This is a genomic window from Nitratireductor alexandrii (assembly GCF_004000215.1).
Taxonomy (GTDB): Bacteria; Pseudomonadota; Alphaproteobacteria; order Rhizobiales; family Rhizobiaceae; genus Mangrovimarina; species Mangrovimarina alexandrii.
This window is the reverse complement of sequence record NZ_RBVY01000002.1, coordinates 221,979-245,450: the sequence shown is the minus strand read 5'-3', so window position 1 is coordinate 245,450 and position 23,472 is coordinate 221,979. Positions and strand designations below refer to the sequence as shown.

24 protein-coding genes are annotated in these 23,472 nt (G+C 64.3%); 13 read left to right on the top strand and 11 right to left on the bottom strand.

Features of this window, described 5'->3' with window-relative positions; genetic code table 11:
- Window positions 1-2 precede the first annotated feature (2 nt).
- From moaD to EP380_RS04860, 3 genes are all read left to right on the top strand, one after another.
- Complete coding sequence (gene moaD / locus EP380_RS04870) at window positions 3-254, top strand: molybdopterin converting factor subunit 1 (RefSeq protein WP_106572350.1); 252 nt, start codon at window positions 3-5, stop codon at window positions 252-254.
- 4 nt (window positions 255-258) lie between these two features.
- Complete coding sequence (locus tag EP380_RS04865; protein ID WP_106572351.1) at window positions 259-747, top strand: molybdenum cofactor biosynthesis protein MoaE; 489 nt, start codon at window positions 259-261, stop codon at window positions 745-747.
- A gap of 112 nt (window positions 748-859) precedes the next feature.
- Complete coding sequence (locus EP380_RS04860; protein WP_164749761.1) at window positions 860-3,100, top strand: sensor domain-containing protein; 2,241 nt, start codon at window positions 860-862, stop codon at window positions 3,098-3,100.
- 90 nt (window positions 3,101-3,190) lie between these two features.
- On the opposite strand, the gene ndk is transcribed toward EP380_RS04860, so the two are convergent.
- Together ndk and EP380_RS04850 are read right to left on the bottom strand one after the other, a co-directional pair.
- Window positions 3,191-3,613 carry a nucleoside-diphosphate kinase gene (ndk, locus tag EP380_RS04855; protein WP_106572353.1) on the bottom strand — a complete coding sequence of 141 codons (423 nt, stop codon included), beginning with the start codon at window positions 3,611-3,613 and terminating at the stop codon, window positions 3,191-3,193.
- A 73-nt stretch (window positions 3,614-3,686) separates the two neighbouring features.
- Window positions 3,687-4,379, bottom strand: coding sequence for a glutathione S-transferase family protein (locus tag EP380_RS04850; protein WP_106572354.1), 693 nt, complete (start codon window positions 4,377-4,379; stop codon window positions 3,687-3,689).
- Window positions 4,380-4,441: 62 nt separating this feature from the next.
- Between EP380_RS04850 and EP380_RS04845 the strand changes: the two genes are divergently transcribed.
- The 3 genes from EP380_RS04845 (at window position 4,442) to EP380_RS04835 (ending at window position 7,711) form a co-directional block, all read left to right on the top strand.
- Complete coding sequence (locus tag EP380_RS04845; protein WP_106572355.1) at window positions 4,442-4,954, top strand: DinB family protein; 513 nt, start codon at window positions 4,442-4,444, stop codon at window positions 4,952-4,954.
- Between the two features lie 76 nt (window positions 4,955-5,030).
- Window positions 5,031-6,908: an ABC-F family ATP-binding cassette domain-containing protein gene (locus EP380_RS04840; protein WP_106572356.1), complete on the top strand. Its 1,878-nt coding sequence runs from the start codon at window positions 5,031-5,033 to the stop codon at window positions 6,906-6,908.
- On the top strand, window positions 6,905-7,711 hold the full coding sequence (locus tag EP380_RS04835) for a crotonase/enoyl-CoA hydratase family protein (RefSeq protein ID WP_127597092.1): 807 nt from the start codon (window positions 6,905-6,907) through the stop codon (window positions 7,709-7,711). The genes EP380_RS04840 and EP380_RS04835 overlap by 4 nt, the downstream gene beginning before the upstream one ends.
- 27 nt (window positions 7,712-7,738) lie before the next feature.
- Here the strand turns inward: EP380_RS04835 and EP380_RS04830 are convergent, their stop codons facing one another.
- The 4 genes from EP380_RS04830 to EP380_RS04815 form a co-directional block, all read right to left on the bottom strand.
- A complete protein-coding gene (locus EP380_RS04830; protein WP_127597089.1) occupies window positions 7,739-8,353 on the bottom strand; it encodes a hypothetical protein in 615 nt (204 codons plus the stop codon).
- Window positions 8,354-8,436: 83 nt separating this feature from the next.
- A complete protein-coding gene (locus EP380_RS04825; RefSeq protein ID WP_238719737.1) occupies window positions 8,437-9,123 on the bottom strand; it encodes a class I SAM-dependent methyltransferase in 687 nt (228 codons plus the stop codon).
- A complete protein-coding gene (locus EP380_RS04820) occupies window positions 9,120-9,569 on the bottom strand; it encodes a DNA polymerase III subunit chi (RefSeq protein ID WP_127597087.1) in 450 nt (149 codons plus the stop codon). Before EP380_RS04820 ends, EP380_RS04825 begins: the two co-directional genes overlap by 4 nt.
- Window positions 9,566-11,056: a leucyl aminopeptidase gene (locus tag EP380_RS04815; protein ID WP_127597085.1), complete on the bottom strand. Its 1,491-nt coding sequence runs from the start codon at window positions 11,054-11,056 to the stop codon at window positions 9,566-9,568. The genes EP380_RS04820 and EP380_RS04815 overlap by 4 nt, the downstream gene beginning before the upstream one ends.
- On the opposite strand from EP380_RS04815, the gene EP380_RS04810 reads away from it, so the two are divergent.
- The 7 genes from EP380_RS04810 to rsmA all read left to right on the top strand — a co-directional run bounded on the left by EP380_RS04810 (window position 11,055) and on the right by rsmA (window position 18,935).
- Window positions 11,055-11,324, top strand: a complete 270-nt coding sequence (locus EP380_RS04810; RefSeq protein ID WP_127597083.1) for a hypothetical protein — start codon at window positions 11,055-11,057, stop codon at window positions 11,322-11,324. The genes EP380_RS04815 and EP380_RS04810 overlap by 2 nt on opposite strands.
- Before the next feature lie 18 nt (window positions 11,325-11,342).
- Window positions 11,343-12,542: an LPS export ABC transporter permease LptF gene (lptF, locus tag EP380_RS04805; protein WP_127597081.1), complete on the top strand. Its 1,200-nt coding sequence runs from the start codon at window positions 11,343-11,345 to the stop codon at window positions 12,540-12,542.
- A complete protein-coding gene (gene lptG, locus EP380_RS04800) occupies window positions 12,539-13,627 on the top strand; it encodes an LPS export ABC transporter permease LptG (RefSeq protein ID WP_127597079.1) in 1,089 nt (362 codons plus the stop codon). The genes lptF and lptG overlap by 4 nt, the downstream gene beginning before the upstream one ends.
- Window positions 13,627-16,044 (top strand): LPS-assembly protein LptD, encoded by a 2,418-nt coding sequence (locus EP380_RS04795; RefSeq protein WP_238719736.1) that lies wholly within the window; start codon window positions 13,627-13,629, stop codon window positions 16,042-16,044. The genes lptG and EP380_RS04795 overlap by 1 nt, the downstream gene beginning before the upstream one ends.
- 113 nt (window positions 16,045-16,157) lie before the next feature.
- The gene (locus EP380_RS04790; protein ID WP_420845837.1) at window positions 16,158-17,084 is read left to right on the top strand and encodes a peptidylprolyl isomerase; all 927 of its coding nucleotides are present in this window, start codon (window positions 16,158-16,160) and stop codon (window positions 17,082-17,084) included.
- Window positions 17,074-18,105: a 4-hydroxythreonine-4-phosphate dehydrogenase PdxA gene (pdxA, locus tag EP380_RS04785; protein WP_338036293.1), complete on the top strand. Its 1,032-nt coding sequence runs from the start codon at window positions 17,074-17,076 to the stop codon at window positions 18,103-18,105. Before EP380_RS04790 ends, pdxA begins: the two co-directional genes overlap by 11 nt.
- Entirely contained in the window at window positions 18,102-18,935 is an 834-nt protein-coding gene (gene rsmA, locus EP380_RS04780; RefSeq protein ID WP_127597075.1) for a 16S rRNA (adenine(1518)-N(6)/adenine(1519)-N(6))-dimethyltransferase RsmA, read from the top strand. Before pdxA ends, rsmA begins: the two co-directional genes overlap by 4 nt.
- A gap of 10 nt (window positions 18,936-18,945) precedes the next feature.
- Here rsmA and gmk read toward each other — a convergent pair whose 3' ends face one another.
- The 5 genes from gmk to EP380_RS04755 form a co-directional block, all read right to left on the bottom strand.
- Window positions 18,946-19,602: a guanylate kinase gene (gene gmk / locus EP380_RS04775; RefSeq protein WP_106572365.1), complete on the bottom strand. Its 657-nt coding sequence runs from the start codon at window positions 19,600-19,602 to the stop codon at window positions 18,946-18,948.
- Between the two features lie 3 nt (window positions 19,603-19,605).
- Window positions 19,606-20,493: a YicC/YloC family endoribonuclease gene (locus EP380_RS04770; protein ID WP_127597073.1), complete on the bottom strand. Its 888-nt coding sequence runs from the start codon at window positions 20,491-20,493 to the stop codon at window positions 19,606-19,608.
- A gap of 36 nt (window positions 20,494-20,529) precedes the next feature.
- Entirely contained in the window at window positions 20,530-21,702 is a 1,173-nt protein-coding gene (gene mltG / locus EP380_RS04765) for an endolytic transglycosylase MltG (protein ID WP_106572367.1), read from the bottom strand.
- Between the two features lie 103 nt (window positions 21,703-21,805).
- Window positions 21,806-23,068: a beta-ketoacyl-ACP synthase II gene (gene fabF / locus EP380_RS04760; protein WP_127597071.1), complete on the bottom strand. Its 1,263-nt coding sequence runs from the start codon at window positions 23,066-23,068 to the stop codon at window positions 21,806-21,808.
- Window positions 23,069-23,114: 46 nt separating this feature from the next.
- A complete protein-coding gene (locus EP380_RS04755) occupies window positions 23,115-23,351 on the bottom strand; it encodes an acyl carrier protein (RefSeq protein WP_106572369.1) in 237 nt (78 codons plus the stop codon).
- Window positions 23,352-23,472: the final 121 nt, after the last annotated feature.

The window sequence follows — 23,472 nt, the reverse complement described above, 5'->3', positions numbered from 1 at the left end:
CCATGAAACTGGTCTATTTCGCCTGGGTGCGCGAGCGGATCGGACACGCCGAGGAGGAGGTCGACCTGCCTGACGACGTCGTCACGGTGGCCGGCCTGCTAAGCTGGCTTGCAGGCCGCGGCGAGGAATACGAAACCGCCCTCAAGCACGCCTCGGCGATCCGTGTCGCCATCAATCAGGAACATGTCGCTCACGACGCGCGCATCGAGGGCGCGCGCGAGATCGCGCTGTTTCCGCCGATGACGGGCGGGTAAGGCGGTGAGCGCCCCGATCGAGCCGGCCGTGCGCATCCAGCGCGAGGATTTCGATCTCGCCCACGAGAGCGCCGCACTGTGCGCGGGCCGCACCGATATCGGCGCGCTCGTCACATTCACCGGCCTGTGCCGCGACGAGGCGGGCACGCTGGCCGCGCTCGAACTGGAACATTATCCGGGCATGGCCGACGCCGAAATCCGCCGTATCGCCCGCCAGGCGGTCGAGCGCTGGCCGCTTTCGGGACTGAGGGTCATCCACCGCTACGGAAAGGTCCGCCCCGGCGACAATATCGTCGCCGTGCTTGCCGCCTCCCGGCACCGCCAGGCTGCCTTCGACGCGGCCGCCTTCATGATGGATTTCCTGAAAACCCGCGCTCCGTTCTGGAAAAAGGAACACCGCAGCGACGGCTCCGAGGGAGGTTGGGTGGAGGCGCGCGACATCGACGACGAGGCCACGCAGCGGTGGCGCGAGCCTTCTGCCGCGGATCGCTAAGCAGCGCTTAATCATAAGCGCGAAGTTTTCTGCCGATTAGACCTTTTGCAACCCCGACTTTTTACGGTGCGATCAAACAATAATGACGCGCACGGGACGGGGATCTGCGAATTTGCTGGAGAATTTCAGCGCCATAGAAGGCTTCATGCTTCCCGCCGCGACCGCGGGCGCGGCCGCATGCCTGGCCGGCCTGACCGCGGCCGTCATTCACTATCGCGGACGGTGCCGCCAGTGGCGCGACGAACACCGCAACCTGTCCAGCCTGGTGGAAAACCTGTCCGAAGGCATCTACCGCTCCAGCCTTGACGGACGGCAATTGAGCGCCAACCGAGCGCTCGTCAAGCTCAACGGCTATGAAACGGAGGCGGAACTGCTCGCCGCCGTCAAGAACATCGCCTCGGAATGGTATGTCGATCCGAAGCGGCGCGACGAGTTCCGCGAGATCCTGCAACGGGACGGTTATGTCGAGGATTTCGTATCGGAAATATACCGGCACAAGACGCGCGAACGGATATGGATCACGGAATCGGCACGGATCGTCCATCACCGGCGCACCGGGAGGCCGCTTTATTACGAAGGCTCGGTGCGCGAGATCACCGAAACGGTGACGCGCCTGCGGCTGGAAGAACAGTTCCAGAAGCTGACCAGCAACCTGCCGGGCGGCTTGTTTCAGATCGTCAGGGGCCGCAGTTTCGATATCACGGTCAACTATCTGAGCGACGGTTTCGAAAACCTGCTCGAGGTCCCGATCGAGGAAATTACCGCCGGGCGCCAGCTTTTTGCCCGTTTCGTGAACCCGGACGACCGCAAAGCCTATTTCGGCGCCTTCCGCACCTCCTACGACACGATGGAGCCGCTCGATCACGAATTTCGCATCACCACCGCGACCGGCAAGGAAAAATGGCTGCGCATGAGCGCCAAGCCGGAACGGCTGAACGACGGCCAGGTGAGTTGGCATGGCTACGTGTCGGACATTTCGCTGCGCAAGCGCCAGGCGCTCGAAATCGAAGAATTGGCTTTCTACGATCCGCTGACCAAACTGCCGAACCGGCGCCTTCTGGCCGAGCGCATCGCGCGCTCGGCCAAGACCTGCCGGCGTACGCGCAAGCCCGGCGCGCTGTTCTTCATCGATCTCGATAATTTCAAGTCGCTCAACGACACCCAGGGCCACGATATCGGTGACGACTATCTCGTCGAGATATCCAGTCGCCTGCGCCAATGCGTGCGCGAGACCGATACCGTCGCCCGCATGGGCGGCGACGAGTTCGTGGTCATTCTCGACGGGCTGGGCGACAGCGAGGCCGCCGCGGCGTCGCAGGCCATCATAGCCGGCAACAAGATGCTATCGGCACTGAGACGCCCCTTCGAGCGCGGCGAGTTACGCCACAGCTCGTCCGCCAGCATGGGCGTGGTCGTGTTCGGCGAACACGACAAGGCCGGCGACGACCTGCTCAAGCGCGCCGACATCGCCATGTATCAGGCCAAGGGGGCGGGACGCGACGGCCTGGCGCTGTTCGACGAACGCTGGATGAACGGCGAACAGGAGCGTTTCACGCTGCTGGAAGATTTTCGCCGAGCCCTGGAGGAGAAGACGCTGGAGCTGCAGTTTCAGCCGCAGATCGACCGCGAGGGGCGCGTCGCCGGCGCCGAAGGGCTGTTGCGTTGGCGCCATCCGCGGCTCGGCATGGTGCCGCCGGACCGCTTCATCGCCTTGGCCGAACAAGCCGGATTAACGCATCAGCTTTGCCGTTTCGTGCTGGCAAGCGGGGTGAAAACACTCGCCGGCTGGCAGCAAAACCCCGAAACGGCCGGGCTGGGCCTGTCGCTCAATGTCAGCGTGCAGTCGTTCTCCGGCCCGCAATTCGTATCTTTCCTCGAAAACCTGCTCGAAGAACACGCGATCGAGGCTTCGCGCTTGACGATCGAATTCACCGAACACGTGATGGCGACCGACCAGACGCTCGTCGCCAACCGGATGAACGCGCTGAAGAGCAGCGGCCTGCGCTTTTCGCTCGACGATTTCGGCATCGGCTATTCGTCGCTGGCCCGGCTGAAATCGCTGCCCTTCGACGAGGTCAAGATCGACGGCAGTTTCGTGCGGGATATCGAAAACTCGGATGGCGACCGCGCGCTGGTGCGCACTATCCTGGCCATGGCCAACACTCTCGGTCTGGATGCGGTGGCCGAACATGTCGAGACCCGCAGCCAGGAAGCGTTTCTGTATGCGTTCGGCTGCGACCTGTTCCAGGGTTATCTCTACGCGGCCGCCATGCCCGAAACGGCTTTCCTGGAATTCGCGCGCGCGCCGGAAACCGCCGCCTCGGTAGACGACGCCTTGCGGGCACAGGCGTGACCGTATCGGCCGATGAACGCCGGAGCGAACATAAAAAAAGACCGGCGCGCGGCCGGTCTTTTCGGTCTACGGACTGACGGGCACTCGGCCTCAGCCGACGATCTCGATGTCGGAGAACCAGTATTTGATCTCCTGCGCGGCGGTTTCCGGCGCATCCGAGCCGTGCACCGAATTCTCGCCGATCGAACGGGCATGAACCTTGCGGATCGTGCCCTCGGCGGCATCGGCCGGATTGGTCGCGCCCATCACTTCGCGGTTCTTGGCGATCGCATTTTCGCCTTCCAGAACCTGGACCACGGTCGGACCCGACGACATGAACTCGCACAGCTCGTCGAAAAACGGGCGCTCCTTGTGCACCGCGTAGAAACCCTCGGCTTCGCGACGGCTCATCCACACGCGCTTGGAGGCGACGACGCGCAGGCCGGCTTCCTCGAGCATGGCGGTGATGGCGCCGGTCAGGTTGCGACGCGTCGCGTCGGGCTTGATCATGGAAAAAGTGCGTTCGATCGCCATCGAATGTTCCTTTGAAAGATGCGGGGAAGGTCGCGGCTCTATACAAGCCGCCCCGCGCCTTGCCAAGAGCCGTTCAAGCAGCCGCCGGCACGCGTCCGGCCAGGCCGTCGTGAAGCGCCAGGCAGCGTTCGAGCCACGCAGCGACGGGGTCTGCGGCATCAAGCAGTTGGAACGACGAAACGACACGCGCCCATTGGAACGCGCCGAAGACGATATAGTCGCAAAAGAGCGGTCCCTGCCCGCCCAGGAAAGGCTGGACGGCAAGCGTGGCGCGCAAGGGTTCCAACTGCCTACGAAATTCCTGCAGGCCTTCGTGCCTGTCGGCGCCGGCCTCCTCCAGGGTCTTGCCGAACCGGGCCTCGCGCGAGCGCCGAAAATAGGCCTGGTCCGGCGCGGCCAGACAGGCATTGATGTCGGCAAGCAGCGCACCGCCGATGAAGCCGTGCACGACCGTCTGGGTCCAGCGTTCGAAAAACCGCGCCATCGCCTGACCGCCGGCACCGCCGAACAGCGTCGGGCGATCCGGATAGGTTTTTTCCAGATAAAGCGCGATCTCGAAGGAATCGCCGACGAGCCTGTCGCCGTCGCGGATCAACGGCACCGTTCTGCCGGAGCCGTTTTCGATCGTGGCGACCTTGGTGAACGGCGTCGCGACGCTTTCGAACGGCAGGGATTTGTGGGCGAGCGCCATCGCCGCCTTCCAGCAATGCGGGCTGAAGGGGCGCGCCGGATCGGCGCCGACGAGTTCATAGAGCAGAATTGCCATGGAGTGGCTCCCGGACCGGTGCTAGGAGGGACTTTCGATCATTCGTCACCGGAAAGAAACCGATGAAGCGGCATTTTCGCATGATGGCGGCCTATAATCGTTGGGCAAACGCCACGCTCTACGACGCGGCCGCCGATTTGACCGACGCCGAATTCGGTCACGACACCGGCGTGTTCTTCAAATCGATGCTGGGCACGTTGAACCACATCCTGGTCGCCGACCGTATCTGGATGAAGCGCTTCACCGCCCAGGGCGAGGCGCCGAAATCGCTCGACGCCATCATCCATCCGAACCTGACGCCGCTGCGCCTGGCGCGCGAGGCCGAAGACGCACGCATCAGCGCCTGGGTGGAAAGCCTCTCCGACACCGCGCTCGCCGGCCGCTTCACCTATGTCACCGTCACCGACATGAAGACGGTCAGCCAGAGGCTGGCGCCGGCAATGGCCCATTTCTTCAACCACCAGACCCACCATCGCGGCCACGCCCACGCCATCCTGTCGCTCTTGGGACGAACGCCGCCCTCGCTCGACATGATCTATTTCCAGCGCACAGAGGACGGGCGGGAATTCGCCTGACGGCATCGCCGCGCCAAATGCATGCGATGTCTTCCCCCTTGCATCCGCGCGCGCGCTCGGCCACAACCCCGCGGCCATGATTACCATCAACGATCTTTCGCTGCGCATTGCCGGGCGCCTTCTCATCGACCACGCCTCGCTCTCGCTGCCCGGCGGTGCGAAGGCCGGCCTGGTGGGACGCAACGGCACCGGCAAGACAAGCCTGTTTCGCGCCATCACCGGCGAGGCGCAGATCGAGAGCGGCTCGATCTCGCTGCCGAAAAACGCCCGCATCGGCCAGGTCGCGCAGGAGGCGCCAGGGACCGAAGAGCCGCTGATCGACATCGTTCTGGCGGCCGACAGGGAGCGCACCGCGCTCTTGGCCGAGGAGCGCACCACGACGGACCCGCACAGGATCGGCGAAATCCACATGCGGCTGGCCGATATCGACGCCCATTCGGCCGAAGCGCGCGCGGCGACCATTCTGGCCGGGCTCGGCTTCGACGAGGCGGCGCAGAAAAGGTCGGCCTCGTCGTTTTCGGGCGGCTGGCGCATGCGCGTCGCGCTCGCCGCGGTGTTGTTTGCCGAGCCGGACCTGCTGCTACTCGACGAGCCGACCAACTATCTCGACCTGGAAGGCACGCTGTGGCTGGAAAACTATCTGACGCGCTACCCGCATACGGTGCTGCTGATCAGCCATGATCGCGATCTGCTCAACCGGGCGGTGAACTCGATCGTGCATCTCGACCAGCACAAGCTGACCTTCTGGCGCGGCGGCTACGATCAGTTCGAACGCCAACTGGCCGAAAAGCAGGCGCTGCAGGAAAAGGCGCGCGCCAAGCAGGACGCCCAGCGCAAGCACATGGAGGCCTTTGTCGAGCGCTTTCGCTACAAGGCCTCCAAGGCGCGCCAGGCCCAGTCGCGTCTCAAGGCGCTCGAGCGCATGGGCACGATCGCGGCCGTGGTCAACCAGACCGTGCGGCCATTCTCCTTTCCCGCGCCGGAGCGCAAGGTCGCCTCACCGATCGTGGCGATCGAAAACGGCTCGGTCGGCTACCAGCCGGGCAAACCGATCCTGAAAAACCTGTCGATGCGTATCGACGAGGACGACCGCATCGCGCTTCTGGGCGCCAATGGCAACGGCAAGTCGACCTTCGCCAAGCTGCTCGCCGGTCGGCTGACGCTCGACGGCGGGAAGATGACACTCGCACCGCAGCTCAACGTGTCGATGTTCGCCCAGCATCAGCTCGACGATCTGCGCCCGGACGAAAACGCGATCGAGCACGTGCGCCGTCTGTTGCCCGCCCTGCCCGAGGCCAAGGTGCGCTCCCGGGTCGCGCAGATGGGCCTGGCGACGGAAAAGATGAACACGCCGGCCAAAGATCTGTCCGGCGGCGAGAAGGCGCGTCTTTTGATGGGGCTGGCCACCATCGAAGGGCCGAACCTGTTCATCCTCGACGAGCCGACCAACCATCTCGACATCGATTCACGCCATTCGCTGATCGAGGCCCTGAACGATTTCGAGGGCGCGGTGATCCTGATCTCGCACGACCGCCATCTGATCGAGGCCACCGCCGAGCGGCTGTGGCTGGTCAATGACGGCACCGTCGCGCCCTATGAGGGCGACATCGGCGACTATCGAAGCCTGGTGACCGGCGGGACGAGCGACCGGCGCGACCGGCGCGAGGCCGACAAGGCCTCCAAGGCGGAGAAGCGACGCGAGGCGGCCGAACGCCGACGCGCCCTGGAACCGGTCGCCAAGCAGATCAAGGCCACGGAAGGACTGATCGACCGCACGCGCAAGCGTCTCGAGGCGATCGAGAACGAACTTGCCAACCCTGCGCTTTACGAGCGAGATTCCGCCAAGGTGGCGACACTCGGCAAGGAGCGCTCCGAACTTGCCGACCAGCTCGCCCGCCACGAAGAACTGTGGCTGACGCTGTCGGCACAGTATGAGGAGGGGATGGCGCAATGAACATCAGGACCGAACGCGACGGCGCGATCACCGTGGTGACGATCGACCGTGCCGAGGCACGCAATGCCGTCAATCCGGCGATGGCCGAGGCTCTGTTTTCCGCCTTTATCGCCTTCGAACGCGACGACAGTCAGAAGGTCGCCGTTCTGACGGGCGCCGGTGGAAACTTCTGCGCCGGATTCGACCTCAAGCATGCTGCCGGCGGCATGGACGAGGAATGGTTCGCCACCCACGATCTCGATGCGTCCTTCGACGGACGCGACGACCAGCCGCGCAAGGCGCCGATGGGACCGACCCGGCTTTCGCTGTCGAAACCGGTGATCGCGGCGATTTCCGGTGCGGCGGTGGCCGGCGGCATGGAACTCGCGCTGTGGTGCGACCTGCGGGTGATGGAGGAAACCGCCTATATGGGGGTCTATTGCCGGCGCTGGGGCGTGCCTTTGATCGACGGCGGCACGATACGCCTGCCGCGCATCGTCGGCCATGGCCGGGCCATGGACCTGATCCTGACCGGCCGCAAAGTGGACGCGGCCGAATGCGCGGCGATCGGGCTTGCCAACCGGCTGTGCAAGCAGGGCGAGGCACGTGCAACCGCTCTCGCGTTGGCGGCCGAGATCGCGCGCTTTCCGCAGGCCTGCATGCGCGCCGACCGCAAATCCGCGCTGGAGCAATGGTCGCTCGACCAAGCGCCGGCACTCGCCAATGAATGGAAAAGCGCCGCCGCCTTCCGATCGGAAGGTGCAGACGGGGCGGCGCGGTTTTCGGCCGGCAAGGGCCGCTCGGGCAATTTCGACGCGATCTGAGCCGACCGCATCGCCGACGCGCGGCCGTCAGTCGTCCTTGCCCCGCCCCCAACGGCGTGTCTTGCCGTTGTCCGCGGCGGTTTTTTTGCGGCCGCGCAACCGAAACGCCGCCACCAGACCGACGAAGCCGACCGCCATCAGGATGTAACCGGCGGGAACTGCGCGCGGATCCAGATCGAAGGCGCCGGCGCGCAGAACCAGTTCGACGCGCGCCATCACGATGCCGTCGGCGTCGCCCGGTCCGACTGTGAAGATATAACGCGCGTCGCCGTTCACCGGATCGATGATGCCGACCTCGTCGCGATAGACGTAGCCGGCGACTTGCGGACTGTCGGGGCGCGGCGGCACGCCAAGGAAGGTCACGGTCTCGGCGAAAACGGTCGCCCCGCCGGTCGATGCGGTGACGGTAAGCACGGTGAGCCTGTCGCTCGGCCGGAACTCGCCGGCGGCGGTCAGGTCGACGAGGACCCGAACCGGGGCTTCAGACGGCGCGAGCGCCACCTCGGCAGGCTCAAAGCCCGACGCGCGATCATAAACCTTGTAACGGCCGATCTCGTAGCCGGAGACGTTGTCGACCGCCCAGGGATAGCCGATCCCGAGCGCGATACCGGCCACAAGAATGATCAGGAAGAAAAAACGCATCGCAATATCCCCCGCCGCGGCGGTTTGGCATGCGGGAAAATCAATGTCCACAACGGCGCCGGCGCGCCTCCCCCTGCCGCATGTCAGGGTTTGCGCCAGGTGGCGAACAGATGCGGGATCGTACGTCCGGGCCGGCTGATCTCGAAACGGTTCTCGTGCTCGCGGTGCAGGCCGAACTCGGCAAAACGCCCGGCCTCGTCGAGCGTCAGCGGCCAGGGCGGTCCGTCCGGCACGCTGTCGCGCGGGCGCAGCCGCGTATAGACCAAAAGCCTGCCGCCCGGCGCGACCAGAGCCGCGATGGCACCGATGAGGTCGCGCTGCATGGCCGGCGCGACGGACTGGACAGTGTAGCACTCATGCACGAGATCGAAGCCGGCCAGCCAGTCGCCCGGCGGATCGAAGAGGTCGGCGACGCGATAGGCGACCGGCGAGCCGGGGAAACGTTTTTGAGCCCATTCGATCGCCGTGCGCGAGGCGTCGAAGGCGAGCGTTTGGTATCCGGCCGCCGCGATCGCCTCGGCATTGTCGCCCAGCCCGCAGGCGACGTCGATCGCCCGCCGCCCATTGCCTGGATTGTCCGTCAGCCAGTCGACGAGTTCGGGCTTGGGCGCGAGATCGGCCCAGGGAACACCGGCGGCATCGCCGCCCGCCTCGTCATAGACCGCTTCGAAAAAATCCTGCCGATCGGATCCGGCCGCCGACTTGGCGTCGTCGCGCCGGTTCACCCGGGTTCTGGCCGCCTCTCGGCGGCGCTCGAAATCGTCCGTCACGCCTTGCGCTCCCAGCCCCGTTCCGGCGTCTGCTGCCAATACGTGGCCTGGTGACCGGCCGCCTTGACGGCCTTCCAGTGACGCCGCGCGGCCTCGACATGCGCCTGATCGTGGCCGTCAAACATGATCACCGCGCGCTCGTAACCGTCGAGTGCCGGCGGTTCGGCGCCGTCGACCAGAAACCGGATCGCGGCTGCGTTGGGATTGTCCGGGCCGGTGGTCAAGAGCACCGGCTGGTCGCTCGTATTCGGCTCGCGATCGGTTCCGTGGCCGATGAAGGAATCGTCGCGCCACGTCCACAGATGCTGGTCGAGCGCGTCGCGGCGCTCCTCGCTTCCGGTCTGGACCACCACCGACCAGCCGCGGGCCAGAGACCGCTCGAGGAGGCCGGGCAAGGCGTCCTCGAGAGTCGAATCGGTCAAGTGGTAGAACAGAACCTCCGTCACGCCTCGTAATTGTCCCTGACCAGACGGTCGAGCAGCCGGACCCCGAAACCCGATCCCCAGGATTGATTGATGTCGTTTGACGGCGAGCCCATGGCGGTGCCGGCAATGTCGAGATGCGCCCAGGGCGTTTCCTTGACGAAACGCTGCAGGAACTGCGCGGCGGTGATCGCTCCCCCGAAACGGCCGCCAATATTCTTCATGTCGGCGTTCTTGGAATCGATCAGCTTGTCGTATTCGGGCCCGAGCGGCATGCGCCACAATTTTTCGCCGGTCGCCGTGCCCGCCGTCGACAGATGCTCGGCGAGCGCATCGTCGTTGGAAAACAGGCCGGCATGCTCCTGGCCGAGCGCGATCATGATGGCGCCGGTAAGCGTGGCGAGATTGACCATGAATTGCGGCGCGAAGCGCTCGTTGCAGTACCACAGCGCGTCGGCCAGCACGAGGCGGCCCTCGGCATCGGTGTTGAGCACCTCGATGGTCTGGCCCGACATGGAGGTGACGATGTCGCCCGGCCGCTGGGCGTTGCCGTCGAGCATGTTTTCGACCAGCCCGATAATGCCGACGACATTGGCCTTGGCCTTGCGGGCGGCCAGCGTGTGCATGAGGCCGGCAACCGCGGCCGCGCCGCCCATATCGCCCTTCATGTCCTCCATGCCTGCGGCCGGCTTGATCGAGATGCCGCCCGAATCGAACACCACCCCCTTGCCGACAAAGGCGACCGGTTTGTCCTTCGCCTTGCCGCCATTCCACTGCATCACGGCAAGACGCGGCGGGCGGGCCGAGCCCTGGGCAACCCCCAGAAGCGCACCCATGCCGAGCTTCTTCAACTCCTTCTCGGTCAAAATCTCGACTTTGACCCCGAGCGCCTCCAGCGCCTTGGCACGATCGGCGAACTCGACCGGTCCGAGCACGTTGGCGGGTTCGTTGACCAGGTCGCGCGCCAGGTTGACGCCGCCGGCGACGGCCTCGACGGAAGCGAACGCCTTGCGCGCCTTGGACGGGTTCGCACATTGGATTGTCACCCGCACCGGCTTGTCCTTGGCGCTCTCGTCCTTGTCCTTGCGGGTCTTGTATTTGTCGAAGCCATAGGCGCGCAGCATCAGCCCGAGCGCTAAGGCTGCCGCCGCGTCGGCATCCGGTTCTTCGTCCTTCATGTCGAGGATGACGGCGGCATCGGCCGATTTCTTCACCAGCGACCACGCACCACCGCCGATACGCATCCAGGCCTTTTCGTCGCGCTTGTCGAGCGGCCCCGCGCCAACGACGGCAAAGCGGTCGAACGGCGTGCCTTCGGGTGTCAGCACATCCAGAACAGAGGCCAATTTGCCCTTGAACTCGGCAATATTGGCGGCTTTCGGCACGATACCGGCCGCGTCCAGGGCGCGCGCCTGGTCGCCGAGAGCATTGTCGTCATTTACGACGACCACCACCGCCCCCTTCTTGGGCGCGGAAAACTTGGCAAAGCTGATCTTGGGTGCGTGAGGCATGGATGTTCCCGAATGGCCGGAGGGGCGCGGCGTGCGCGACGATGAAAGCGGACCGACCCTAAAAAGTCCGGCTTTGCCTGGCAAGCGCAGCGCGGAAAACAAGCCGTTTTACCGATCGTTAACCGCGCTCCTTCGCTATTTTTTAGCCCTGATTGCGCACCATCGTGTATGGGACCGGGACGAACAGCCCGCAGCATGCGCTTGTGTGAAGGCCGACGGGCGCCTAATTTGCTCGGCGGGGTTGAAGCGTGACGCGCGCGAATCATAGGGACGCACCGCTTTCGCGATGAAACTCGTCGAGAGATACATCTTCTACCGCGCCTTGAAGATTTCGGGCGCGGCGCTGCTGGTCGCGCTCGCCATGGCGTGGACCACGCAGATTCTCGCACGGGTCAACATCGTCACCGACAGCGGCCAGACCGCCGGCACGTTTCTCGAGCTGGCCACGCTGCTCTTGCCGACCGTGATACCGGTAGTGATGCCGTTCGCCATCATCATCGGAATTTCGCAGACCCTATCGGCGATGAATCAGGATTCCGAGCTCGCCGTAATTGCCGCGGCCGGCAGCTCGCGCGGCACGATCCTCAAGCCGATGTTGGTTCTGGCCGCACTGGCAAGCGCGCTTTCGTTCGCGGTCGACAACTGGGTCGAGCCGACGGCCAGACAACGCACCCGCACTCTGGTGGCCAGCGCCCATGCCGACCTGCTGTCCTCCGTCATCCAGGAAGGCAACTTCCGCAAGGTTCAGGAGGGCCTCTTCGTCCAGGTCGCCGAACGCCTGCCGAACGGACGGATGGGCGGGATATTCGTCGCCGATTCGCGCAAGAAGGACCTCGATCTTTATTATTACGCTAAACAGGGCGAGGTTCAGCAACGCGGCGACCAGCAGTTCCTGTTCATGATCGACGGCGAAGTGCACCGCAAGACACCAGGCGGCGACGTTTCGGTGGTCCGTTTTGCATCCTATGCGTTCGACCTCTCGGAATTCGCGCCTACCGGTAAGACGGTCCAGATTTGGCCGAAGGACCGCACGCTCGGCTATTTGTTCAACCCGGATCCGAACGACGCCTACCTGCAATGGAGTCCGCCCTTCTTCTACGCAGAGCTTCACCGCCGCCTTTCGGAATGGAGCTATTCGCTGGTGTTTGCGTTGCTGGCGCTGGCGGCTGCCGGCGACGCGCGCTCGCACCGCCAGGCGCGAATCCATCCGATGGTCACCGCGATCTCGATTGCGCTTCTGGTGCGTTGGGAGGGATATTTCGTCGCCAACAAGGCCGAAACCGTCACCGCCTTCGTGCCCCTGATCTACGCGGTGCCGATCTTGAACGCCGCTTTTGCCTGTTATCTGATCGCCGCAAGCAAAACCCTCGAATTGCCGGCCTCCTGGTCGGATCAGTTGGCGCATTTCTTTGCGGCACTGCGCATGCGCGCGCGTGCCCTGCGCTGGCCCGGGACCCGTCACTCCCTGGAAAGGGGCAGCGGATGATCGGCTGGACGCTGGGGCAGTATTTTTTCCGACGCTATCTCGCCATCACCGGCTGGTTCCTGGCCGGTATTTTCGCGCTGGTCTTCATCATCGACTTCACCGAGCAATCGAGCCGGTTCAGCGGCCTGCCCGGCTATTCACTGCAATTGGGCATGACCATGAGCGCGCTTCGGGTGCCGATGGTGCTGCAGCAGACGATACCCTTCGTGGCATTGTTTTCGGCGATGACGACACTGATCTCGCTCAACAGGAAATACGAGTTGGTCGTCACGCGCGCGGCCGGCGTTTCGGCCTGGCAGTTCCTGTTTCCGATCTGCGTGGGGGCGTTCCTGTTCGGTCTCTCGACGATCATCGCGCTCAACCCGATCGCCGCCAACGGGCTCGCGAAGGTCGAGGAGATCGAAACGACGCTGCGCTCGGGCGAATCGAATGTCGTGTCGGCGGCCTCGGCACCCTGGCTGCGCCAGCGCACCGAGGAAGGCCAGACGATCGTCGGCGCCCGCGCGGTCCTCAACAGCGGGCTTACGCTGTCCGACGCCGTCTTCATCCGCATCGGCGAAGACGGCAACATCATTGAGCGGCAGGACGCCGCACGCGCCTATCTGCGCGACGGCTATTGGGAACTGGAACAGGTTCGCCGCTTCAAATCCGGCGCCAAACCCGAAAGCGTCAAAAACGCGCGGGTCCTCACCAATCTCCGGCCGGAATTCGTCGAGCAGCGGCTCGCACGGCCGGAGGCCACGCCGTTTTACGAACTCGGCAGAAAGATCGAAACCGCCAAGGCGTACGGCTATTCCGTTAACGCTTTTTCGATGCATTATCATTCACTTGTGGCACTTCCGCCACTACTGGTCGCAATGACGCTGATCGCGGCAACGGTTTCGATGCGATTTGTCCGGCTCGGCCAATCCGGCACCCTGATTCTGGGTGGCATCCTCGCCGGCTTTCTGCTTTATGTCGTCTCGACCTTGGTCAAGGCGTTCGGCAGCGCGGGTATCGTGCCGCCGATCGTTGCGGCGTGGTTGCCTGTGGTTATTGCAGCATTGTTCGGGGTAACGTTCCTGCTGCACAAGGAGGACGGTTAGTGGGGTTCAGGAGGGGTAGCGGTGACGGGCACCCACGCATCCGCCTTGGTACAAGCGCCACGGCGCTCGCCCTGCTGTGTCTTGCCGGCATCGTCGATATTCCGCGCGCCCAAGCACAGTCCCTGGACGGCTTGAATGTCAGCGTCGGCCCCGCCGACCAGCTCCTTTTGGAAGCCGACACGCTGATCTACGACAATATCAACCAGACGGTGACCGCAGAGGGGTCGGTGCGGATCGACTACGGCGGCAACCGCATGGTTGCCCGCCGCGTGATCTACAATCAGGCCACGGGCCGTCTGGTGGCCGACGGCGACGTGGAAATCGTCGACCGTGACGGCAACCGGATCTTTTCCGATCATATCGACGTCACCGACGATTTTCGGGACGGGTTTATTAATGCCCTGAGTGTGGAAACGGCCGAGAAGACCTATTTCGGCGCCGAAAGCGCCGAGCGCAAAGCCGGCACCGTGACCACGTTCGTCAACGGCATCTACACGGCCTGCGAACCATGCGAGGACAAGCCGGACAAGGCGCCGATCTGGCGAATCAAGTCGCGCAAGATCATCTGGAACAAGGACGCCAAGACGATCCGCTTCCAGCGACCGCGCTTCGAGTTTTTCGGCCTGCCGATCGCGCAGTTGCCGGCGTTCGAGATGGCCGATTCGAGCGTGAAGCGCAAAAGCGGCTTCCTGTTTCCCGGCATCGGCTTCAAGAGCGAGTTGGGCGCCAGCGTCACGCTACCCTATTTCTTCGCCTTTTCGCCGACCTACGACCTGACGGTGAAAAGCACCTATTATTCGCGCCAGGGCTTTATGGCCGAAGCCGACTGGCGCCAGAAATTCAATTCTGGCGAGTATTCGCTGAAAATCGCCGGCATCAGCCAGAAGCAGCCGACCGCGTTCAAACCGGGCTATGTCGACAGAACGGTCAAGACCCGCCTCATGGCGGGCACCAAGGGCAAGTTCACCATCAATCCCCGCTGGACGTTCGGTTGGGATGTTCTGGTGCAGTCCGATCCGAACTTCGCCAACACCTATCTGCTGGATGGCTATTCGGAGGCGATACGCCGGAACGAAATCTATCTGACCGGCCTCAACGACCGCAATTATTTCGACCTCCGATTCTACAAATTCCAGGCTCAGGAAGTGCTCCCGGCCGCGCACCCGTCGGCGCGGGATCCGCGGCAACCCTGGGTACTGCCGTCCTTCGACTATGCCTATACGGTGGACGAGCCGGTGGCCGGCGGCGAGTTGAGCTTCGACGTCAACACCCAGGTCGTGGGCCGTATGCGGCGGGATTTCCTGCCCGGCAGGCCGGCGCTGCCCGGCATACGCGGCTGGTCCGGCCGCGTGACGGCCGAGGCCGAGTGGAAGAAGACCATCGTGACGTCGGGCGGCCTGCTGGTGACGCCGCTTCTGCATGCACGCGCCGACGGTATCGGCGTGGACGCGAGCGCCGGCTCGAACGCTGCGATCGCGGCCATGACCGGGGGGCTGACCGGTGCCGCTTATACGCATGACGGCACCGCCTACGGTGCCGTGGCGGCCGATATACGCTCGTCCTATTTCCGTGCGATGGCGACGGCGGGCCTGGAGGCGCGTTGGCCGATCCTGTTCTCCACGTCGAGTGCCAGCCATGTGCTGGAACCGATGGCGCAGCTTTTCGTCCGGCCGGATGTCGGCTACGGCTCGACGCTCGGCATTCCCAACGAAGACGCGCAAAGCCTGGTCTTCGACGCCTCGACCCTGTTCGAGCGCGACAAATTCTCCGGCTACGACCTGATCGAAAGCGGCACCCGCGCCAATCTCGGCCTGCGCTATTCGGGCAGCTTCGCCAACGGCTGGACGGCCAACGCGATCGTCGGCCAGTCCTATCACCTGGCCGGACGCAATCCGTTCGCCGCGCCGGACCTGGTCAATGTGGGTGCCTATTCGGGCCTGGAAACGGACGTGTCCGACTTCGTCGCCATGGCCGGGTTCGCCTCGCCGGGCGGCGTGGTCTTCAGTGCCGGCGGCCGCTTCGACGAACAGAGCCTTGAAGTACGCCGTGCCGAAACCAGCGTGTCCATCCCGATCGACCGCCATAGTATCAACGCAAGCTACACCTTCATCCAGGCGCAACCGCTCTACGGTTTCCCGCAGGATCGCCAGGAGGTGACGCTCGGCGGCCGGGCGCGCCTGCACGACTATTGGAGCGTTTACGCTTCGGGCACCTATGACCTCGCCTCCTCGACGCTTGCCAACAGCTCGTTCGGGTTCCTCTATGACGACGAGTGCTTCACCTACGGCATGACGTTCTCGCGCACGCAAAACACCATCTCCAAGGACGTGTCCTACGGGTTCGGCTTCAATATCTCGTTCCGCACGCTCGGAGATTTCGGAACGTCCACGTCGACGAATGCGTTCGGCACAAACTGATGCGGGCCCGTTCGTCATGCTTTCGCCGTATAGGCCAAGCACGACATTTGCGGGGTAGAACACCGAAGGCCCCCCAAGAGGGACCGCGAAAGAATGAGACACGGAGCTCAGCCATGCGACCTGCATTGAATCGGATCGCCGGAACCGGCTTTATCCTGCTTTTCGGGTTCATGACCTGTCTGGCCAGCGTGGCCACGACACCGGCGCAAGCGAGCGAAATCCGTTACATCGTCAACAATGTGCCGGTGACGAGCTACGACATCGCCCGGCGCAAGGCGTTTTTGCGGCTGCAACGCCGCTCGGCCAATGCCTCGGACGAGATGATCGAGCAGACGCTGAAGAATATCGAGATCAACCGACTCAACATCCGGGTTCCCGATGCCGATGTCGACGCGGCCTATGGACGGTTTGCCTCCGGCAACAAGCTGTCGAAAAGCCAGCTCGATCAGATCATGGCCCAATCGGGCGTGACGAAGAGCCATTTCAAGGACTTCATCCGCTCCCAGATCGGCTGGAACCGGGCGCTGGGCGCCCGCTTCCGCGCGACGGAACGCCTCACCGAGCAGGACGCGGCCCATCGCATGCTGCAGGATGGCGGCAACAAGCCGACGGCGACCGAGTATATGCTGCAGCAGGTGATTTTCGTCATCCCTTCGGCCGAACGCAAATCGCTGCTCAGCCGGCGCAAGAAGGAAGCCAACGCCATGCGCGGCCGCTTCAACAACTGCCAGAATACGCGTGAGTTCGCCAAGGGCCTCGTCGACGTTACCGTCCGTGACCTGGGCCGGGTGATCGCGCCGGAACTGCCGCCGGACTGGAAGAGCCTGATCCTGGAAACCAAACCCGGCCAGGCGACCAAGATCCGCGAAACCGAGCGCGGTGTTGAATTCATCGGCATTTGCAGCACGCGCGAAATTTCGGATGACCGCGTCGCCCAGATGGTGTTCGAAAACGAAGGCGAACTCGACAAGAAGGCGGCCGAGCTTTCCGAGAAATACCTCAAGGAACTGCGCGAGAAAGCCAGCATCATTGAGCGCTGAACAGCGACGCCCGCTTGCCCTGACATGCGGCGATCCTTCCGGCATCGGACCCGATATCGCGCTGGCGGCCTGGGCTGCGCGCGCGCACTATGCCCTGCCGCCGTTCTATGTGCTGGGTGATGCCGAGCAGCTTGCCGTGCGCGCGCGCAGCTTGGGTCTGTCGATCCGTTTCAAGCCGTCCGACCCCGCCTCGGCGGCGGGCGACTTCGAAACGGCGCTACCGGTCGTGCCGCTCCACAACCGTCTGACCGACAGGCCTGGCGCGCCGTCCTCGGCCAATGCCGCCGGCATCATCGAGGCGATCGAACGTGGCGTTGCCGACACGCTTTCGGGCGCGGCCGGCGCGATCGTCACCGGACCGATCGCCAAGAAGCCGCTTTACGACGCCGGTTTCGCCTTTCCCGGCCATACCGAGTTTCTGGCCCATCTGGCGCAAAAAGCGACCGGCATGCCGGCCAGACCGGTGATGATGCTTGCCGGGCCGGAACTGCGCGCCGTGCCGGTCACCATCCACATCCCGCTCGCCGCCGTCCCGGCCCGGCTTACGACGGCGCTGATCGTGGAAACCGGCCAAATCACGGCCGGCGACCTGGCGCGTCGTTTCGCCATCGCCAGCCCGCGCCTCGCGGTGGCCGGCCTCAACCCGCATGCTGGAGAAGACGGCGCAATAGGCCGCGAGGATATCGACGTCGTGCGGCCCGCAGTCGACGCGCTGCGTGCGGAAGGGATCGACGCGCGCGGTCCGCTGCCGGCCGACACGCTGTTTCACGCCGAGGCGCGGCACAGCTACGACGCCGCGCTTTGCATGTATCACGATCAGGCCTTGATACCGGCCAAAGCGCTGGCCTTCGACAAGACGGTCAATGTCACGCTCGGCCTGCCTTTCGTGCGTACCTCTCCCGACCACGGCACAGCCTTCGCGATCGCCGGCACGGGCGCAGCGCGCGCCGACAGTCTCGTTGCCGCGCTGCACCTGGCGGCGCGACTGGCGACGACGGAAGCCGGACATAAGGCTGCATGACGCGCGACGGCCTGCCTCCCCTGCGCGAGGTCATCCAGCAGCACGGGCTTGCTGCGAAAAAATCGCTCGGCCAGAATTTTCTGCTCGATCTCAACCTGACCGACAAGATCGCACGCACAGCGGGCGACCTTTCCGGGGCCACGGTGATCGAGGTCGGCCCCGGTCCCGGCGGGCTGACACGGGCGCTTCTGGCGAATGAGGCCAAAAGGGTGATCGCCATCGAGCGCGACGAACGCTGTCTAGCGGCCCTTCAGGAAATTGAGCGCCACTATCCGGGCCGGCTCGAGATCGTTGCCGGTGATGCGCTCAGGACCGATTTCGCCACACTCGCGGCAGGTGCCGGGCCGGTACGGATCGTGGCCAACCTACCCTACAATATCGGTACCGAGCTGTTGGTGCGCTGGCTCACCGTCGAGCCCTGGCCGCCATTCTACGTCTCGATGACATTGATGTTTCAGCGTGAGGTCGCCGAGCGGATCGTGGCAATGCCCGGTGAAAGTGCCTACGGACGGCTCGGCGTTCTCGCCGGCTGGCGCAGCTCGGCCCGAATCGCCTTCACCGTGCCGCGCGAGGCCTTTACCCCGCCGCCCAAGATCACCTCGGCGGTTGTCCACCTGACACCGCGATCCGCGCCATTGGCATGCGAGGCCAAGCGACTTGCGCGGATCACCCAGGCCGCATTCGGCCAACGCCGAAAAATGCTGCGTCAAAGCCTGAAGGCGCTCGGTGGCGAAACGCTGCTGCAAAAAGCCGGGATCGAGCCGACGCGGCGGGCCGAAACCCTGTCGATCGCGGAGTTCGTCGCTTTGGCCAACGCGCTCGAGAACTGAGCCGGCCCTATTATTCGGTCCGCTCGTCAAGCAGCCCGCTGACGAAATCGAACAGGCCCGGCCGGCGATCGCGTTTCAGGCGTTCGGCGACAACAATAGCGCGCACGGCGGCGTAGGCGCGATCGAGATCGTCATTGACCACGACATAGTCGTAGTCGCGCCAATGTTCGATTTCGGAACGCGCATTCTCGAGCCTGGTCTGGATGGTGGTGTCGGAATCCTCCGCTCGCCGGCGCAATCGCGATTTCAGTTCGGTCATCGACGGCGGCAGGATGAAGATCGATACGATGTCGGCCGGCATCGTCGCCTTGAGCTGTTCGGCGCCCTGCCAGTCGATATCGAACAGCATGTCGCGGCCTTCATCCATGGCGATCTCGACCGGCTCGCGCGGCGTACCGTAGAAATTGCCGTGCACCTCGGCGGATTCCAGCAGCGCATCGGTGTCGCGCATGCGCTCGAAATCCCGCGTCGACAGAAAATGATAATGCACGCCGTCGATCTCGCTGCCGCGCCGCGGTCGGGTCGTCACGCTGACCGACAATTCCAGCCCGCCATCGTTTTCGAGCAGGCTGCGCGCAATCGTCGACTTGCCCGCGCCGGACGGCGAGGACAAAACCAGCATCAAGCCGCGACGGCGAATTGACAAGGCGGGCTGCATGGCGCCCATGGGCTACTCCAGATTCTGAACCTGTTCGCGAAACTGATCGACGACGGCCTTCAGTTCGAGCCCGATGGCGGTGACCGACGTCGCATTGGACTTCGAACACAGCGTATTCGATTCGCGATTGAACTCCTGCGCCAAAAAATCGAGCTTGCGCCCGACAGCACCACCTTTCTTCAGCAATTGCCGCGCCGTCGCGACATGGGCTTGCAGGCGATCGAGCTCCTCGCGGATGTCGGCGCGCGTGGCCAGAAGGGCGGCTTCGGTGTGCAGACGCTGTTCGTCGAGGCCGGAGGCCGCGTCGAGCAGCAATCCGACCTGCATGGCGATACGCTCGCGAATGGCCGCCGGCTCGCGCGAGGGATCGGCTTCGGCATCGCGGGTGTATTTCTCGATCGCGGCGACGTGGTCTTCGAGCACGACGGCGAGCTGTTCGCCCTCCGCCAGACGCGCGGCCTCCAGATCCTCCAATACGCTGTCGAACGCGGTCATGATGACCGCGTCGAGGGCTTCGCGCCCCTCCTCGTCCTCGACCGTGTCTGGGATGTCGAGTACGCCGCGCAGCGCAAGCAACCCGTCGGCGGAAGCCGGCGAGCAGCCGAATTGCTCTTCCAGACGCCGGGCAAGGCCGGCAACATCGCGCAGGAAGGCCTCGTTGACGACGGGTTGCGCCAGCCCCGGCTGCCGGCTGACGACCAGCGTGGCCTGGACGTTGCCGCGCGAGAACCGGCGCTGCACCGCCTGCTTGGCCGGCAGTTCGAGCCGTTCGAAGCCGGACGGTAGCCGCAGGCGCACGTCGAGGCCGCGGCCATTGACCGAACGCACCTCCCAGGAAATGGCGGTGCCGTCCCGATCGGCCGCCGCACGGGCAAAGCCCGTCATGCTTTGTAGCGCCATCACTCCCCCCGCCCCCGGCGTTACCCCGGCGTTAGGTCAGTTCGAGCCGGTCCCGTCCTGACCGGTTTCGTCCGCCTGGTCCCGTCTCTTCTTCTCGATCTCGCGCCAGCGCGCAACGTTTTCATTGTGCTCGTCCAGCGTCTTGGCGAACACATGCCCTCCCGTGCCGTCGGCCACGAAATAGTACTCGTCGGTCTTTGACGGGTTGGCGACCGCCTCCAGCGCGGCGCGGCCGGGCGTGGCGATCGGCGTGGGCGGCAGCCCGTCGATCAGATAGGTGTTGTAGGGGGTCAGCTTGTCGATGTCGGAGCGGTAGATCGGCCGGTCGGACGGCTTGCCTTCGCCGCCGAACAGGCCGTAGACGATCGTCGGATCGGACTGGAGCCGCATGCCGCGCCGCAGCCGGTTGATGAACACGGCGGCAACGCGCGGCCGTTCGTCGGCGCGGCCGGTCTCCTTTTCCACGATCGAGGCGAGCGTCACGAATTCATCGATCGTCTCCAGCGGCAGGCCCTCGACGCGGCGTTCCCAAACCTCTTCGACCAGGCTTTTCTGGTCGGCGATCATCTTTTCGATCAGTTCGGCGCGCGTTGTTCCGCGCGTGAAACGCTGCGTGTCGGCAACCAGCGCGCCTTCCGGCGGCAGCTCGGCCGGCATCTCGCCGGTCAGCGCTTCGTGCTTGGCGATCCGATCAAAGGCCTGGTTGACCGTCAGTCCCTCGGGAACGGTCAGCGAATAAAGCACCGAGCGCCCGCTGACCAACAGATCCATGATGTCGCGCATGGAGGCGCCGGCCTTGATCTCATACTCGCCCGCCTTGAGGGCGTCGTCGGCGCCGGCGGCCCTCACGCCCAGCCGGAACACGTTGCGGTCGCTGATCAGATTGCGCCGCTCCAGCATCAAGGCAATCTCCGAAACGCTCGTTGCCGGCTTGACCAGCACCATCTCGGTGCTTTGAGCAGGACCGGGACTGTCGAACTCTCGCTTGCCCAGATAGACGGCGAGACCGGCGACCAGAACCACGAAGATAACCGTCGACATGACGAAATTCATGAACACGACGACCTGGTTGCGCGAGCCCTGCGAGCGCCGCGGCGGCGGGGTGCCCTGTTCGGGACGCAGCGCTTCGCTCGCGGATTTCGGCACGATCGGCTTCGGCGCCTCGTTCCTGTTGCCGAAAGTGGTTTCGTTCGCCGGTTCCGTAGTCATCGGCCGTCACGCTTCTCCGTTATGCCAAAACCCGACGCCGTCCCGCCGGGACGTTGCAAGGACTAGCGATGAATATGGCAAAATTGACGACCGGCGCAGCCGTTTAGCCATCATGGCGGCGGAAAACGAGCGAAGCATTGGTGCCCCCGAAGCCGAAAGAGTTCGACAGCGCCACATCGATCGTCCGGTCCTTGGGCCGATTGGGCACCAGATCGAGCGCGGTTTCGACGGACGGATTTTCCAGATTGATGGTCGCCGGCGCCTTGTTGTCGCGGATAGCCAGGATGGAAAAGATCGCCTCGGCCGCCCCGGCCGCGCCCAGAAGATGGCCGATGGAGGATTTGGTCGACGACATGGCGATCCCCGAGGCCGCATCGCCCACCAGGCGCTCGACCGCGCCCAGCTCGATCGTGTCGGCCATGGTCGAGGTGCCGTGCGCGTTGATATAGTCGACGTCGCCGGGCGTTAGGCCGGCGCGTTTGAGAGCCGCGCTCATGCAGCGATAGGCGCCGTCGCCGTCTTCGGACGGGGCGGTGATATGGAAAGCGTCGCCGCTTAGACCATAACCGATGATTTCGGCGTAAATCCGCGCGCCGCGCGCCTTGGCGTGCTCCAGTTCCTCAAGCACGACCACGCCGGCCCCCTCGCCCATCACGAACCCGTCACGGTCGCGATCATAGGGACGCGAGGCCTTTTGCGGCGTGTCGTTGTAGGCGGTGGACAAGGCCCGGCAGGCCGCGAAGCCGGCGAGTGACAAACGGTTGATCGGCGCTTCCGCGCCGCCGGCCAGCATCACCTCGGCGTCGCCGAAGGCGATCAGCCGCGCCGCGTCGCCGATCGCATGCGCTCCGGTCGAACAGGCCGTGACCACGGCATGGTTCGGCCCCTTCAGGCCGTGCCGGATCGAGACCTGACCCGAAACCAGATTGATGATATTGCCGGGAATGAAGAACGGGCTGATGCGGCGTGGGCCGCGATCACGCAGGATGAGTGCGTTTTCGGCGATGCCCTCGACGCCGCCGATGCCGGAACCGATCATCACGCCGGTGGCGTTCTGGTCGTCCGGCGTTTTCGGCGTCCAGCCCGAATCCTTCAGCGCCTCGTCGGCGGCGGCGATGCCGTAGAGGATGAAATCGCCGACTTTGCGCTGTTCCTTGGGCTCGAGCACATGGTCGGGATTGAACGTGGCATCGCTGCCGTCGCCCCGCGGAACGACATTGGCGATTTTGCACGGCAGATCGTCGGTCTCGAAATGCTCGACCCGCCGTGCCGCGCTTTCACCCGACAAAAGACGGCGCCAGGAATGCTCAACGCCCACCCCGAAGGGGGAAACGAGACCCATTCCCGTGACGACGACTCGTCTCATCACTCAACCACCACGGATATCTTGCGGAATTGCCCGAAGGCTGCCGTTAGGCGGAGGCTTTGTCGATATACTTGACCGCATCGCCCACGGTCAGGATCGTCTCAGCCGCGTCGTCGGGGATCTCCACGCCGAACTCTTCCTCGAAGGCCATGACCAGTTCGACGGTGTCCAGGCTGTCCGCGCCAAGATCGTCGATAAAGCTCGCGCCCTCGGTGACCTTGTCGGCTTCAACGCCAAGATGCTCTACAACGATTTTTTTGACGCGCTCTGCGGTGTCGCTCATTTGGAAACCCTCGACTTCGGTTCAAGTTGGTCTTCGTTAGCGGCAGGATGCCCGCTAATCAAGTTGAAAGATCGCGCCACGCCGGCATGACCGGCCACGGCTTCTCCGGACGAAAAACCGG

What these genes read in the sequence shown, in the direction of transcription:
- EP380_RS04815 (WP_127597085.1), bottom strand. Translation starts at nt 11,056, where the DNA reads ATGCCTCACGCACCCAAGATCAGCTTTGCCAAGTTTTCCGCGCCCAAG.
- ndk (WP_106572353.1), bottom strand. Translation starts at nt 3,613, where the DNA reads ATGGCGATCGAACGCACTTTTTCCATGATCAAGCCCGACGCGACGCGT.
- EP380_RS04850 (WP_106572354.1), bottom strand. Translation starts at nt 4,379, where the DNA reads ATGGCAATTCTGCTCTATGAACTCGTCGGCGCCGATCCGGCGCGCCCC.
- EP380_RS04840 (WP_106572356.1), top strand. Translation starts at nt 5,031, where the DNA reads ATGATTACCATCAACGATCTTTCGCTGCGCATTGCCGGGCGCCTTCTC.
- fabF (WP_127597071.1), bottom strand. Translation starts at nt 23,068, where the DNA reads ATGAGACGAGTCGTCGTCACGGGAATGGGTCTCGTTTCCCCCTTCGGG.
- EP380_RS04845 (WP_106572355.1), top strand. Translation starts at nt 4,442, where the DNA reads ATGAAGCGGCATTTTCGCATGATGGCGGCCTATAATCGTTGGGCAAAC.
- moaD (WP_106572350.1), top strand. Translation starts at nt 3, where the DNA reads ATGAAACTGGTCTATTTCGCCTGGGTGCGCGAGCGGATCGGACACGCC.
- rsmA (WP_127597075.1), top strand. Translation starts at nt 18,102, where the DNA reads ATGACGCGCGACGGCCTGCCTCCCCTGCGCGAGGTCATCCAGCAGCAC.
- EP380_RS04830 (WP_127597089.1), bottom strand. Translation starts at nt 8,353, where the DNA reads ATGCGTTTTTTCTTCCTGATCATTCTTGTGGCCGGTATCGCGCTCGGG.
- EP380_RS04790 (WP_420845837.1), top strand. Translation starts at nt 16,158, where the DNA reads ATGCGACCTGCATTGAATCGGATCGCCGGAACCGGCTTTATCCTGCTT.
- EP380_RS04810 (WP_127597083.1), top strand. Translation starts at nt 11,055, where the DNA reads ATGGATGTTCCCGAATGGCCGGAGGGGCGCGGCGTGCGCGACGATGAA.
- EP380_RS04755 (WP_106572369.1), bottom strand. Translation starts at nt 23,351, where the DNA reads ATGAGCGACACCGCAGAGCGCGTCAAAAAAATCGTTGTAGAGCATCTT.
- lptG (WP_127597079.1), top strand. Translation starts at nt 12,539, where the DNA reads ATGATCGGCTGGACGCTGGGGCAGTATTTTTTCCGACGCTATCTCGCC.
- gmk (WP_106572365.1), bottom strand. Translation starts at nt 19,602, where the DNA reads ATGGGCGCCATGCAGCCCGCCTTGTCAATTCGCCGTCGCGGCTTGATG.
- EP380_RS04770 (WP_127597073.1), bottom strand. Translation starts at nt 20,493, where the DNA reads ATGGCGCTACAAAGCATGACGGGCTTTGCCCGTGCGGCGGCCGATCGG.
- lptF (WP_127597081.1), top strand. Translation starts at nt 11,343, where the DNA reads ATGAAACTCGTCGAGAGATACATCTTCTACCGCGCCTTGAAGATTTCG.
- EP380_RS04835 (WP_127597092.1), top strand. Translation starts at nt 6,905, where the DNA reads ATGAACATCAGGACCGAACGCGACGGCGCGATCACCGTGGTGACGATC.
- mltG (WP_106572367.1), bottom strand. Translation starts at nt 21,702, where the DNA reads ATGACTACGGAACCGGCGAACGAAACCACTTTCGGCAACAGGAACGAG.